The following is a 12,331-nucleotide window of genomic DNA, read 5'->3' on the forward strand; positions in this document are numbered from 1 at the left end:
GGCCATTCCGTGGACTGGCCCGCACATTGCTCTGGGTCGGGCCCGAGGGGCTCCACTCGATGGCGCGCCGGCCTCACGCCCCTTCCGGAGCCGTTCCTCCGTGGTCATTGGGCCACGGTGCGCGGCTGACTCGCCACACGCCACCATGTCCAGACCCTCTCCCACCTTCCTATCCGTCCTGAGCCGCCATGGCCTGCTGCCCGCGACCGTGTGCAGCCTCCTCGCGGTGGATCTGCTGGCGGTCCGGCTCGACTGGAGCGAGCGCGCCAGCTTCGCCTTCTTGTCGTGGAACCTGTTCCTGGCATGGGCGCCCTACACCCTGGCGCTGCTCGCACGGGTGCTCATCGCGCGGGGGCTCGGCAGTCCCTGGCGCCTGGCGCCGCTGGCGTTCGGATGGCTCGCGCTCTTCCCCAACGCGCCCTACCTCGTCACCGACTTCATCCACCTGCGTCAGCGGCCCGTGGTGCCGCTCTGGTTCGACGCGGCCCTCCTGGCCCTGTTCGCCGCCACCGGGTGGATGCTGGGCCTGCTGTCGCTGGAGGTCTGGAAGCGGTGGCTGGAAGAGCGCTGGGGACGGACGGCGGCGTGGGCCTTCGTCGCCGTCACGTCGCTCCTGTGCGGCTATGGCATCTACCTGGGGCGGGTGGAGCGCTGGAACAGCTGGGACGTGCTCGCGCGGCCGGAGCGGCTCTTTTTCGCCATGGCCACCCACGTGCGCGAGCCCCTGGCCCACCCGGCCCTGCCCCAGGTCACCGTCTTCTTCGCCCTGCTCCTGCCGCTGTCCTACGCCGGCTATGAGGCGCTCCTCGCGCGCCTCCGCCGTCACTGACGCAGCTTGCGCTTTTCGAGCTCGGCCCCGTAGAGGCGCCGCTCCTCGGAGAAGGCCTTCGCGACGCTGGGCCGGTCCTTCAGGCGCGCGAAGTAGGCGCTGAGCGCGGGCCACTTCATGAGTTCGATGGGCGTGGCCACGCACCAGCCGAGCACCGTCACCAGGTACGCGTCCGCGACGCTGAAGCGCTCCAGCAGGAACTCACGTCCGGTGAGGTGTTGATCCAGGTAGGCCAGGCGGGCCGTCCCCCTCTCCAGGGCGTAGCTCCGCGCGCCCTCGGGCGACTTCGAGTCGAGGAGCGGGGAGAAGGTCGCCTTGTGCAGCTCCGTCCCGATGAAGGACAGCCACTGCTGGAGCCGCGTGCGCCCCCGGCTGTCGTCCGGCGCGAGGCCCGCCTGGGGCAGCGCCTGGGCAAGGTATTGCAGGATGGCTGCGTTCTCCGTGAGCACGTCCCCGTCGTCGGTGCGCAGCGCGGGGACGAGCCCGAGCGGATGCACCTGCCGGTAGTCGCTGCCGTCCTGCGTGCGCTTCGTCTTCGAGTCGACCTCGATGTACGTCGCCTCCGCGCCCGCTTCGTACAGGCAGATGCGGGTCGCGACCGAGCAGGACAGGGGAGAGAAGTAGAGCTGCATGGCATGTCCTCCAGGACGTCGTTGCGTGGGGCCTTCGCGAAACAGGCGGCACTCTCCGCCCTCGGGCTGGATGCGTCCAACGCATCGTTGGCATAGGTTCGATGCATGGATGACATCGCCCCTCCCCCCTCCCCCCGCCTCGACGTGCGCGACCTGCGCGTGGTGCTGGCCCTGGCCTCCTCCGGAACCACGGCCAGGGCCGCGGCCGTCCTGCACCTCACGCAGCCGGCGGTGAGCCGCGCGCTGCTCGCGGCGGAGGAGCGGCTGGGAGCGCGCCTCTTCGACCGGACCCCGCGAGGGCTCGTGCCCACGTTGGCGGGGCAGGAGCTCGTCTCCGGCGCCACGCGGCTTCTCGTGGAGCTGGGGGACCTGGAGCACCGGGTGCGCGCGCCGGCGGCGCCGTCCATCCGCCTCCGCCTCGTCTGCGAGTGCTACACCGCCTACCACTGGCTGCCGTCCGCGCTGGTGACGCTGCGCAAGAGCCTGCCGGGCCTCCACCTGGCGCTGGCGGTGGAGCACACCCGGGACCCGGTCACCGCCCTGGTGGCGGGAGAGCTCGACGTGGCGCTCCTCACGACGGCGGCCGTGCCTCGCGCTGGGTTCGAGACCCGGCCGCTCTTCTCCGATGAGATCATCTTCGTGGTGGCCGCGTCGCACCCGCTGGCCTCCCGCCGGGCGCTCACCCGGGAGGACCTGCGCGAGCACGGCCTCCTCACGGGGCAGACGCCCGCGGCGGAGTCGCAGTGGTTCATGACGCAGGTCTTCGGCCGCGAGCGGCCCCGGCTTCGCGTGGAGCGGCTGCCGCTCACCGAGGCCATCCTCGACGTGGCCCGCGCGGGCCTGGGCGTCGCGGTGCTCTCCGAGTGGATCACCACCCCGCACCTCGGCAAGGGCGACCTCGTCGTGAAGCGGCTGGCGTCAGGGCCCCTGCGGCGGCCGTGGCGGATGGCCTGGCGGAAGGAGGTCGGAGACGCGGCGCGCCGCCTCCTCGCGGCGCTCGAGTCCACGGTGCCCCGGGGGCTCGCGGTGGGATGAGCGTTCGTGACAGAGTCCGCGCTTGCCGTTCGACGTCAACCCACTCCGGAAGGTGTGTATGATTGATTTCGTGAAGAAGGCGGGACAGACCTTGCTTGCCGTTGTCGCCGGATCTGCCTTGTCATTCAGCGCCACACAGGCCCTGGCTCCGGCACCCGAAGCGCCCGCGCCGTATGAGTGTTCCGCCTGCATCGCGCAGTGCATCGAGATGAACTTCAGTGGTGGCTGGTGTACTCGCACCGAGTGCTACTGCTACTGAAACCGCGGGCTCTCCGGGAATGGGCATCCGCGAAACAGCGGATGCCCGGCTTCCGGGTGAGACGTTGTCAGTAGCACTCACCACAGTTGTAGGTGACGGTGCCGCCGGGATAGGAGACGCCCGTCGAGGGATTGTAGCAGTAGTACCGGAGGAGATTGCCCCAGCGGCCTCCGCATTCATCAATCTGCGTGCATTCCCAGACGGTGGTTCCCGTATCACCAGGCTCACAGTCGTAGAGCGCTTGATCCTGGGCCGCCATCGCTTCGTCCACGGGCACTTCTGCATCCACTCCGCCGCAGCCCAGCGCCAACAGGCCCATCGTCAGCAGTCCAAGGACTCCCTGTACTCGCATTGACTCTCCAGAGGTGGTGGGTGTCGCCGTGAGGCAGACGAATTCTAACATGAGTGCCTCTGATTGAATCAATGCGTGTCTTGACACACCCACCCGCATGCCAGTCATTCCGATGACACGGAATTGTTCCAGGGCATCCTGGGGGACGGGCTCAGTCCTGTTTGAGGGTGCGGAACACGGCGGGCAACTCCTGCTCACCCAGGCCCGCGCCCAGGGCCCGCCGGTAGTTCTCCAGCAGTTCCCGGGGGAAGCGGGAGCTGATGCGGGCGTCCGTGCTCAGCCGGACGATGTGCTCGATGGCCGCCACATGGGTGTTGAGGCTGCACTGCTGGCCGGTGAAGTCGTTGCTCTCGATCATGCCCTGCGCGGCGTCGGCGGTGACGGAGATCAACCCCAGGAAGGAGTTCTTCTGGGCGAAGAAGGCCTTCGGGTCCAGCCCCTCGGCCTGGCACATCGCCGCGGCGTGGAGGACCGCCAGGGAGCCTCCGTAGTAGGCCTCGAGGATCGCGCAGTCGAGCGTCGCGGCGGAGCCGATCTTCTCGTCGACGTAGACGGAGTTCCTGGCGATCGCCTGGAGCGTTTCCTGGTGCCGGTCGAACACGGCGCGCGCCCCCGCGTAGAAGACCGTCGCGTAATCGGTGGCCACGAACGCGGGATAGGCGAGGATCGCGGCATCCAGGTAGTCCACGCCGTGCGCTCGCGCCCATTCCAGGCCTCCACGGGCGTCCGAGGGTGAGCCGCTGGTGAGCTGGACGAGCGTCGTTCCGGCGAGTGCCGACGCGACGCCCGACGACGAGACCACCTCGGACCAGGCCGCGTAGTTGGACAACGAGACGACCACGAGCGCTCGCCCGGAGACGGCCTCCACCAGGGAGTCGAACGCGACGGTGCCACCGCCCACGGCCCTGGCCTTGCCTGGCGTCCGGTTCCAGACCGCGACGTCATGCCCCGCCGCGGCGAAGGCTCGCGCCAGGGCGCTTCCCATGAGACCACTGCCAATCACCGCTAGCTTCGTCGGACGGCTGGAAGGCATCTGCACACTCCTGAGGTGAAGTCCCCAGCCTCGGAGCGTGAGCCTGCCACGTCAACCCATGGTGCGTTCAGGGCACGGGGCTGGGGGAGACCGCCGTGGACGCGGCATCCAGCCGCAGCGTCCGCGTCACCCGCGTGCCCTCGTCCAGGCCCTCTCCGAAGGGCACCGGCATGCTGTCCTCCGGGCGCGCGGGCAGCCCCTGCGTCACCGGCGCGGGCACCGCGTAGAGGTGCTCGCCCACCCTCACGGTGGGACTGCTGTTGGCCGTCAGCTCCAGCTCCAGATCGAAGCCCCCGGCTGACGGCACCCAGTAGCGCAGCAGCACTCCCTGGGCCGCGTTGCGCGTCCGCAGCGCGTCGCCCGTGGCCTGCACGCCCGCGAGCCGCGCGGAGACCACCGCGTCCCCGGGTAGCACCTGCACGTCCACGAAGGCCGCGTCCTGGCGGGACGGGGTGATGTGGAGCGACACCTTCCGGCGCCCGCCCTCCCCGGCCTCCACGCGCGAATCGACCGTGGGCGCCCGCACGTCGTCCGCCGGTGCCGGTGCAGGCGCGCTCCAGAACGGCCCCTTCACCTCCGGCAGCGCGTCCACGGCTTCACGCTTCGGGTCACGGCCCAGGTACGCCCGCGTCCAGTCGTTGAGCACGGGATCCGAGGACACCCAGCGCGCCGTCTTCGCATCCGCGTCCACCAGATACAGCAGGCCCGTGGGGCGCGGCTGTTGCGCGTCGAAGCGCTGCCCGGCGGCGAGCGACACCAGCAGGCCCAGGCCCAGCAGCGCGGCCCCGCCCGAGGCCCACGGCAGCCCCCGGCCCGCCAACCACAGCCAGCCCGGCGCGAGCAGCGAGATGCCGAGCATCAGCAGGTCGGAGGCCACCAGGGCCCGCTCCAGCGGAAGCACCGTGAAGAGGGTGGACAGCACGTGCGGCAACAACAGCAGGAGCGGCAACGCCGCCAGTCCCCACAGCGGCACGTGCCACGGGGTCAGCGGCTGCGTCCCCCGGCGTCCCAGCCACAGCAGAAACAGGACCATGCCCGCCAGGGGCCAGAGGAACAACGCGCTCGCGCCCGGCGAGATGACGCTCACCACGACAGTGACCACCGCCCACGGCACGCATCCCCCCGCCGCCAGCTCCATCACCGGCGCGCGCCGGCGGAGGAACAGCCCGACGCCCATCACCGCCATCACGCACAGCACCACCGCGAGGCTGAAGCGCGCGTTGTCCTGCGTCTCCGAGCGGCTGAGGGCACGGAAGGCGGGCTGGAGGGCCCGAAGCAGCGGCCACGCGAGGCGCGTGAGGGCGCTGGCCAGGATGCCCACGAACAACAGCACCAACGCCTCCCGCACCACGGCCCACAGGCGCAGCTGCTTGCGCAGGCGCGCCCGGAGGACCGCGTACACGAACAGCCCTGCCCAGAAGAGCGCCAGCGGGACGGCCCAGGACCTGGAGTAGTGGACGCGCAGCGGGCCCACGTTGAAGAAGATGAGCTCCTCGCCCTGCGGCACGGACGCCTCGCGGGAGATGCGCCGGGTGAGCGCGAGCAGCGTGTCGCCCTGCTGCTGGAGGAGCCCGTCGGAGACCGCGTCCACGGTTTCCCGGCGCGTGTGGTAGGCCTGGGTGCCCTCCACGTTGGCGAAGTTCAGCCCCTGCCAACCGCCCTGCCGCAGCGCCGTGAAGTCCGTGGTGTTGTTCATCCGCTGGTACGCGGGGGTGAAGAGCGAACTGGCTCCGACGTCCGGGGCCTCCTCGGCCAGCCTGCGCACGAGCCAGCCGCCTCCCGGGGAGACCTCGAACATCAGGAGCGGCCCCGCGTTGCCGCGCGCGTCCACGTTGAGGATCACGCCCGTCTCACGAGCCCAGGGGTGGGAGGCCGCGAAGGCGGTGCTGCCCAGCAGGAGCTGCTCCTCCGCGTCCGTGAACAGGATCAGCACGTCGCCCGCGAGCGCCGGTCCCTGCTGGAGCGCCCGCGCGACCTCCAGGATGGACGCGACGGCGGCCCCGTTGTCGGACGCGCCCGGCCCCGTGGGCACGGAGTCGTAGTGGGCCACCAGCATCACGGCCGTCCCCTTCGCGCCGTCCTTCGCGCGCAGCCGGCCGATGACGTTCTCCACGTTCGCGGCGGACCGGGGGATGCCCTGGGCGGGCGCGAAGACGGACTCCCGCTGGAGCTGGACCTCCGCGCCCAGGTCCCGCAGGCGCGCTTGCAGGTAGTCGCGCACCGCCGCGTGCCTGGGCGAGCCGAGAGCGTGGGGCTCGGCGCCGATGAAGCGCAGGTGTTCCCGGGCGCGCCCGGCGGAGAACCGCTCCCCGGGCGCGGAGGCAGGCACCAGCTCCGGCAGGGGGCCACCGCGCAGCACCAGCAGGATCACGCCCAGGCCGAGCACCGCGGTCACCCACCGTGCGGGCCGCGACGCGCGGGGGGAGGCACTCCGTTCCAGGCCCGCGGGCGCGGGGGTGTCGCTCATGGCTCAGTCCTTCGAGCGCGCCCAAGGGTCCGGGGGCGCGGGGGGTTCGCGGAGTCCCCGACGAAGGGGGGTCCATCGCGCGGGCACTCTACGTCACCCGGAATCCAGCGGACACGCCGCCGTCACGCCCCCGGCCTGGATGCACGAGACGGAGCAAGCGGGCCGGCAGCGGTCGCTCGTGCGCCTCCGTGCTTGCGGCGTGGGAGTGCTCCCGTCGTCATCCAGTGGAGCTGCGTCGGCCAGGTCAAACTCAACCAGTGTTTCAAGCTCTTCGAAACCGACCCCGATGGGTTCAATGACCAGCGGATTTCGAAGGCCGGATACGCCCAGGACATGCGTGCTGCTACTCTCAGCAGTCCGTCGCGGCGGTGGGCATGCCCTTCTTCCCGAAGTTCCATGACAGCGCCTGCCTCGTGGTGACGAGCGGCTGCAAGGACATGCTCTTCTACGAGGACTCGAACTCCTGAGGAAAGGCCAAGGCCGGTGGACCTGAGAATCGCCTCGTACAACATCCTGGCGGACGCCTACATCAAACCCGAGTGGTTCCCGCACACTCCCGCGGACCTGCTCCAGCCGCGAAGCCGCCACGCGTTGCTGGCCTGGCGCATCGTGGGGCTGGACGCGGACATCGTCTGCCTTCAGGAGGTGGAGCCCGACAGCTTCGCCGCGCTCCAGGAGGCGCTGGCGCCGCGCGGGTACGCGGGGGTGATGGCCCAGAAGCAGCAAGGCCGCCCCGATGGCTGCGCGGTGTTCCACCGCCTGGAGCGGAGTCCGGGCCACCGGATCCATTACTTCAGCGACCGGCTGGAGGACGGGCGCGTCTCCGGGCATCTGGCGCTGGTCGTGGACTTCGACGTCGGCGGGGACCGGCTGCGCGTGGCCTGCACGCACCTGCGCTGGGACCGGCCCGACAGGCCGGTGGCGCAACACCAGGGCATGCAGCAGGCCACCGAGCTGATTGACGAACTGATCCGAAGGGATCCAGAGGCCCTGTGGATCGTCTGCGGCGACTTCAACGCCCGGCCCGGGGAGCCGCTGGTCCAGGCGTTCGAAGCAGCCGGGCTGCGCGATGCCTACGCCGGGCGGCACCAGCCGACCTGCAACGCGAACGGCTCGCCCAAGGCCATCGACTTCCTCTTCCACTCAAGCGCTCTGCGAGCCCAGCCAGACCCGCTGCCAGTGGTGGAAGCCCAGACGCCGCTGCCCTCGGAGCAGGAGCCGTCCGATCACCTGCCGATCGCCGCACGCCTGCTGCGCGATTGAGCCGTTGCTCCTGAAGCACGCGGAAGGGCCCCCTGGAGATACACCGCCAGGGGGCCCTCTTCAGGGCACCGGGTGCCGCGTCTTCAGTTCATCGACCAGGGCATCTGCAGCCCCGCGCGGTTGGCGCACGTGCTGGCCGCCGGCCATTCCTCGAACTGGATGGCCACCGTCGGGTACGCGGTGCTTGGCCAGAAGTTGGCCCAGGGCACGGTGCTGGCGGAACACCCCTGCCCCGTGGAGCCGCACTCGCACGTGGGGGCGCCGGGATGCACGCCGCTCACCTCGAAGTGCAGGTGGTTGGCGCTGGACCATCCGGTGTTGCCCGCGGTGGCCAGCTGCTGCCCCCGGACCACACTCCCACCGCACGTCACCCCCGCGGCGAGCGAACCGCCCTTGAGATGCAGGTAGGTGGAATGGGTGCCATCCCCATGGTCGATGACCATGAAGTTGGCCTGGTTCACGCAGGCATTGGAGTTACAGCCGGACACGCTGTTCATCTTGAGGTGCGTCACGATCCCGCCCCGCGCGGCGACCACCGGGAAGGTCACGTTGCCCGCCATGGCGAAGTCCCACGCGTACTTGTCCACGCCGACGTGGTCGTTGCAGCAGGAGTCATTGCAGTCCTGCGTCAGGATCAGGGCGTTGGCGCGCGGCCAGGGCAGCCGGTAGCCCTGCCCTCCCTGCACCCCCGCGCAGTAGTCCGCCGTCCCCGCCGGGGCCACCACGCAGCCATTGGGGCATGCCTGTGACGACGTGGGTGCCTGATTGGCGCCCGGGCATTGATACAGCGTCGAGGCCACGGCGTTGGACATGCTGTCGTTGCCACAATAGGCCCCGGCCTGGCTTCCCAGACACAGCGGGCTGCCCGTCGTACCGCCCGTCGAGCTGCAAGCAACGCCCGTGGACGTCCAGCCTCCCGTGCCGCAGGTGTAGAACTTCTTGTCGCCGCCGCACACGCGGAAGCCGCACTCGGTGATGTTGGGGTCGATGGCGCGCCCCTGGTCATCCGAGCCTCCCGAGCAGCGGCACTGACCGGCGCCACAGGTCGAGCCAGGCACCGAAACCCAGCCGGTCGAGGTGCACTCGAAGTTGACGTTCCCGACGCCACAGACGCGGAAGCCGCAGTAGGTGGCGCTCACGGGAATGGGGGTCCCATTGTGGTACTGGCCGCTGGCGCAGGCGCAGGTCGCGGCCTGCTCCACCCGCGAGACGTCCTCCACACCGGAGGCTTCGTCCAGGTCCGCCCCACTGCACGCGGTCAGCCCCAGCACCCCCAGGGCAAGCAACGTCTGACGGAAGAAATGGCTGTTCATGTTCGTGTCTCTCTCAGTTCATCCGGCAGGAGGAGCCCGCGACCGCGGACCAGGAGGTTCCCATGCACTCGTAGAAGGTGTTGCCGCCGCCGCACACCTCCATGTGGCACGACGTGTCGGCCGCGTTGATGACGGTGCCATTGACGTGCGCGCCGCTCGCGCAAGAACACGCGCCGCCACACGCCACGTTCGTGTTCACCCACTGGTTGCCCGTCCCGCACTCATAAAGCTTGTTGTCCGAGCCGCAGGTCCGGAAGCCGCAGTACGTAAGGGATTGGGGAATGAGGTTGCCATTCTTGTAGCGGCCGTTGGCGCACGAGCACGTCTTCGGCGCGCTGCTCCCGGAGAGGCACGAGTCCGCCTGGCCCGCGGGCGCGCGGTTGCAACCATTGGCACACACCTGCTTCACGACCGGGACGCCCCCCTTGCACACGTAGAGGAAGTTCGAGTCCCCAGGCACGCCATTGTTCCCGCAGAACAGGCCGCCCTCGGGGCTGCAGGTCGTGCCAGCAGGCGGCGGCGGGGTGGTGCCGTACCAGTAGCTCTCTCCGTACAGGTTGAGCATGGCGCGGGTTCCGCTGTCGTACTCTGCCTTGACGGTGACCCACCTGGCGGAGCCCCACGCCGCGCCGTTATAGGTGTTGGCAAGGAATCCGAGCCAGAGGTCCCAGCCGGCGCCCCCCACGCGGATGCCGTTGATCCAGTTGTACATGTCCTGCTTCGTGGAGAAGGCGGGCGTGTAGCCGGAGTTCCAGGCCCCATCGAGCACGAACTGCACCGCGGTCGTCATGTTCCCCTGGACCGTCAGGATGGTGTTTCCATAGAGCGCCAGTGTCTGGGGATAGGTGAAGTAGTCGAACTGGAACATCCCCAGGCCCCCCTCTTGGGAGCCATCGCAATAGTCATCCCAGTAGCCGGCCAGGACGGGCCCATTGCACTCCGGGGAGTACGGGCCGGGACACTCGTAGGGAGCATGCTCGCCGTAACAGTGGGCCATCCCCGTCTCGGTGTTGGCGATGCCCGCCCAGAGCAGGGGGTTGTCGACCCGCGGATCCGCCGCCAGCACGGCCTTGATGAGGTCCGAGCGCTGGCGCATGACGGTCGCGGACACCTGCGACTGTGATTGCTCCGCCAGCACTGCGTCCGTCTCGGATTCATCATCCATGGGCTGGCAGGCGCCCAACCCGAGGGCCAGGGTGACCAGGGCCCATTGACGGACCCGATGTTCGGCTTTCATGCGTCTCCTATCGGGCGGGACTCGCCCCCCCAGGGGTCGTGCATCGACCTTGGGGCGGGAGTGTCAGCGCACTCGTCGGAGGCGTGGGATTAACTCGAATTAAATCGAGGGCTTTGGCTCTAGCGCGAGGAATGAGGCGGCAGGGCCAAAGCGAGCAGGGCCTGTCTCCCCTGCTCGCCCTGCGGCCTGGCGTCCTCCCGCACTCCACGTGCGCCCGCACCGCGTCGTCCCCATCCCTCCCTCCGAGGAGATGCCATGGCCAGGAAGATGAAGGCGGTGCAGGTGCCGAAGGCGGGAGGCCCGCTTGAGATTGTCGAGCGAGAGGTCCCCGAGCCCGGGCCGGGGCAGGTCCGGCTCGCGGTGGAGGCGTGTGGCGTCTGCCACAGCGATGCCATCACCAAGGAAGGCTGGATGCCCATCCAGTATCCCCGTGTACCGGGCCACGAGGTGGTGGGCCGCATCGACCGGGTGGGGCCCGGCGTGACGGCGTGGAAGGAAGGACAGCATGTCGGCGTGGGCTGGCACGGAGGCCATTGCGGCCAGTGTGTCGCGTGCCGCAGCGGCGACTTCGTCACCTGCGAGAAGCAACAGGTGTGCGGCATCAGCTACGACGGTGGCTATGCGGAGTACCTGGTCGCGCCCCAGGAGGCGCTGGCCCGCATCCCGGAGGGGATGAGCTCCGAGGATGCCGCTCCCCTGCTCTGCGCGGGCGTCACCACCTACAACTCCCTGCGCAACATGGGGGCGCGGCCGGGTGACCTGGTGGCGGTGCAAGGCATTGGCGGGCTGGGCCACCTGGCCATCCAATACTCCCGCATGTTCGGCTACCGCACCGTCGCCATCTCGCGCGGAGCGGACAAGAAGCCACTGGCGCTCGAACTGGGCGCGCACGAATACATCGACACGGAGAAGGGCTCTCCGGCCGAGGCCCTCCAGAAGCTTGGCGGCGCGCGCGTCATCATGATGACCGCCTCGAGCAGCAGCCTCGCGGGCGAGCTGATCGGGGGCCTGGGGCGCAACGGCACCCTGCTGCTGCTGGGCGCGGGCTCGGAACCCATCCCCGTCAGCAGCCTGTCCATGATTTCAAAGCGTACGCGCATCCAGGGCTGGCCCAGCGGCGTGCCCCAGGACTCGCAGGAGGCCATGGCCTTCAGCGCGCTCGCGGGCGTGCGCTCGCGCAACGAGGTCTTCCCCCTGGACCGCGCGGCGGAGGCCTACGCGCGGATGATGAGCAACAAGGCCCGCTTCCGGGTGGTGCTCAAGATGCGCTGAGGCGTCGCGCGAGCAGGGCTACGGCGCCGGGGGGGCTTCGGGGTGCTGCATGGACTCCCGCGCGCGCTGTCGCTCTTCACGCTGCTTCGAGACCAGCTCCCGCGCCTTCGCCTTCTGCGTCTCGTCCAGGAGTGTTTCGACATCGCGGAAGGCCACCATCTCGTTGTCCTCCATCGCCTGGAGCAGGGCCTGCTGCCGCTTCAGGCCCTCTTCGCCCAGGGCCTCGGGAGGCCGGTCGGAAGGCTGGTACGCGGGGCGGCCTCCCAGGCCCACGGGGCCGCTATTGCCACGCATCCCTGCTCCGCGGGGGGGCCGCTCTCCTGGGGCGGGTTCGGGGTGGTAGACCTGCCGGAGCTGCTCACGGAGGGGCCGGTTGGCCGCGTCGAGGGCTTCCTCCTTCTGACCCACCTGGATCAACTGGTCCGTGGTGAGCACCAGCTCTTCATGGTGCTCGAGCAACAGCGCGAGCGGCGATTGGAAGAGGACCCTGGGCGGCGGACGCCCGGGCCGCTCCGCCGGGGACGACGAAGCGCAGGCGGTCACGAGGCTCACCAGCAACAACCACGGCACGAGATGGCGCGGCGACATCGGTCCTCCAGGGGGTGTGTGCCTTCATCTCTATTCCGAAAGCCCGTCCCA

General features: G+C 69.8%; 12 protein-coding genes. 5 read left to right on the forward strand and 7 right to left on the reverse strand.

Going from position 1 to position 12,331, the window contains the following annotated elements; translation table 11 throughout:
- Positions 1-145 precede the first annotated feature (145 nt).
- Positions 146-829, forward strand: coding sequence for a DUF1361 domain-containing protein (locus D7X32_RS01725; protein WP_120600732.1), 684 nt, complete (start codon positions 146-148; stop codon positions 827-829).
- Here the strand turns inward: D7X32_RS01725 and D7X32_RS01730 are convergent.
- A complete protein-coding gene (locus D7X32_RS01730; RefSeq protein ID WP_120600733.1) occupies positions 823-1,461 on the reverse strand; it encodes a glutathione S-transferase N-terminal domain-containing protein in 639 nt (212 codons plus the stop codon). The genes D7X32_RS01725 and D7X32_RS01730 overlap by 7 nt on opposite strands.
- 105 nt (positions 1,462-1,566) lie before the next feature.
- Here D7X32_RS01730 and D7X32_RS01735 point away from each other — a divergent pair, with 105 nt between their 5' ends.
- Both D7X32_RS01735 and D7X32_RS44815 read left to right on the forward strand, forming a co-directional pair.
- Positions 1,567-2,496 carry a LysR family transcriptional regulator gene (locus D7X32_RS01735; RefSeq protein WP_120600734.1) on the forward strand — a complete coding sequence of 310 codons (930 nt, stop codon included), beginning with the start codon at positions 1,567-1,569 and terminating at the stop codon, positions 2,494-2,496.
- Between the two features lie 58 nt (positions 2,497-2,554).
- The gene (locus D7X32_RS44815) at positions 2,555-2,755 is read left to right on the forward strand and encodes a hypothetical protein (RefSeq protein ID WP_147449973.1); all 201 of its coding nucleotides are present in this window, start codon (positions 2,555-2,557) and stop codon (positions 2,753-2,755) included.
- Positions 2,756-2,822: 67 nt separating this feature from the next.
- Here the strand turns inward: D7X32_RS44815 and D7X32_RS01740 are convergent, their stop codons facing one another.
- The 3 genes from D7X32_RS01740 to D7X32_RS01750 form a co-directional block, all read right to left on the reverse strand.
- Positions 2,823-3,107, reverse strand: a complete 285-nt coding sequence (locus D7X32_RS01740; RefSeq protein WP_208752279.1) for a hypothetical protein — start codon at positions 3,105-3,107, stop codon at positions 2,823-2,825.
- Positions 3,108-3,258: 151 nt separating this feature from the next.
- Positions 3,259-4,140 carry an NAD(P)-dependent oxidoreductase gene (locus D7X32_RS01745; protein WP_120600735.1) on the reverse strand — a complete coding sequence of 294 codons (882 nt, stop codon included), beginning with the start codon at positions 4,138-4,140 and terminating at the stop codon, positions 3,259-3,261.
- 67 nt (positions 4,141-4,207) lie between these two features.
- A complete protein-coding gene (locus D7X32_RS01750; protein ID WP_120600736.1) occupies positions 4,208-6,607 on the reverse strand; it encodes a M28 family peptidase in 2,400 nt (799 codons plus the stop codon).
- A gap of 483 nt (positions 6,608-7,090) precedes the next feature.
- On the opposite strand from D7X32_RS01750, the gene D7X32_RS01755 reads away from it, so the two are divergent.
- Positions 7,091-7,870, forward strand: a complete 780-nt coding sequence (locus D7X32_RS01755) for an endonuclease/exonuclease/phosphatase family protein (RefSeq protein ID WP_120600737.1) — start codon at positions 7,091-7,093, stop codon at positions 7,868-7,870.
- Between the two features lie 83 nt (positions 7,871-7,953).
- Here the strand turns inward: D7X32_RS01755 and D7X32_RS01760 are convergent, their stop codons facing one another.
- Together D7X32_RS01760 and D7X32_RS01765 are read right to left on the reverse strand one after the other, a co-directional pair.
- The gene (locus D7X32_RS01760) at positions 7,954-9,183 is read right to left on the reverse strand and encodes a M23 family metallopeptidase (protein WP_120600738.1); all 1,230 of its coding nucleotides are present in this window, start codon (positions 9,181-9,183) and stop codon (positions 7,954-7,956) included.
- 13 nt (positions 9,184-9,196) lie between these two features.
- Positions 9,197-10,420, reverse strand: a complete 1,224-nt coding sequence (locus tag D7X32_RS01765) for a hypothetical protein (RefSeq protein ID WP_147449974.1) — start codon at positions 10,418-10,420, stop codon at positions 9,197-9,199.
- A 255-nt stretch (positions 10,421-10,675) separates the two neighbouring features.
- Between D7X32_RS01765 and D7X32_RS01770 the strand changes: the two genes are divergently transcribed.
- Positions 10,676-11,692, forward strand: a complete 1,017-nt coding sequence (locus D7X32_RS01770; RefSeq protein WP_120600740.1) for an alcohol dehydrogenase — start codon at positions 10,676-10,678, stop codon at positions 11,690-11,692.
- An 18-nt stretch (positions 11,693-11,710) separates the two neighbouring features.
- On the opposite strand, the gene D7X32_RS01775 is transcribed toward D7X32_RS01770, so the two are convergent.
- Positions 11,711-12,280 (reverse strand): hypothetical protein, encoded by a 570-nt coding sequence (locus tag D7X32_RS01775; RefSeq protein WP_120600741.1) that lies wholly within the window; start codon positions 12,278-12,280, stop codon positions 11,711-11,713.
- Between the last annotated feature and the right edge of the window lie 51 nt (positions 12,281-12,331).

The sequence above is a fragment of the Corallococcus carmarthensis genome (genome assembly GCF_003611695.1).
Lineage (GTDB): Bacteria > Myxococcota > Myxococcia > Myxococcales > Myxococcaceae > Corallococcus > Corallococcus carmarthensis.

Coding starts and splice junctions, on each gene's coding strand:
- D7X32_RS01725 (WP_120600732.1), top strand. CDS start 146: ATGTCCAGACCCTCTCCCACCTTCCTATCCGTCCTGAGCCGCCATGGC.
- D7X32_RS01730 (WP_120600733.1), bottom strand. CDS start 1,461: ATGCAGCTCTACTTCTCTCCCCTGTCCTGCTCGGTCGCGACCCGCATC.
- D7X32_RS01735 (WP_120600734.1), top strand. CDS start 1,567: ATGGATGACATCGCCCCTCCCCCCTCCCCCCGCCTCGACGTGCGCGAC.
- D7X32_RS44815 (WP_147449973.1), top strand. CDS start 2,555: ATGATTGATTTCGTGAAGAAGGCGGGACAGACCTTGCTTGCCGTTGTC.
- D7X32_RS01740 (WP_208752279.1), bottom strand. CDS start 3,107: ATGCGAGTACAGGGAGTCCTTGGACTGCTGACGATGGGCCTGTTGGCG.
- D7X32_RS01745 (WP_120600735.1), bottom strand. CDS start 4,140: ATGCCTTCCAGCCGTCCGACGAAGCTAGCGGTGATTGGCAGTGGTCTC.
- D7X32_RS01750 (WP_120600736.1), bottom strand. CDS start 6,607: ATGAGCGACACCCCCGCGCCCGCGGGCCTGGAACGGAGTGCCTCCCCC.
- D7X32_RS01760 (WP_120600738.1), bottom strand. CDS start 9,183: ATGAACAGCCATTTCTTCCGTCAGACGTTGCTTGCCCTGGGGGTGCTG.
- D7X32_RS01765 (WP_147449974.1), bottom strand. CDS start 10,420: ATGAAAGCCGAACATCGGGTCCGTCAATGGGCCCTGGTCACCCTGGCC.
- D7X32_RS01770 (WP_120600740.1), top strand. CDS start 10,676: ATGGCCAGGAAGATGAAGGCGGTGCAGGTGCCGAAGGCGGGAGGCCCG.
- D7X32_RS01775 (WP_120600741.1), bottom strand. CDS start 12,280: ATGTCGCCGCGCCATCTCGTGCCGTGGTTGTTGCTGGTGAGCCTCGTG.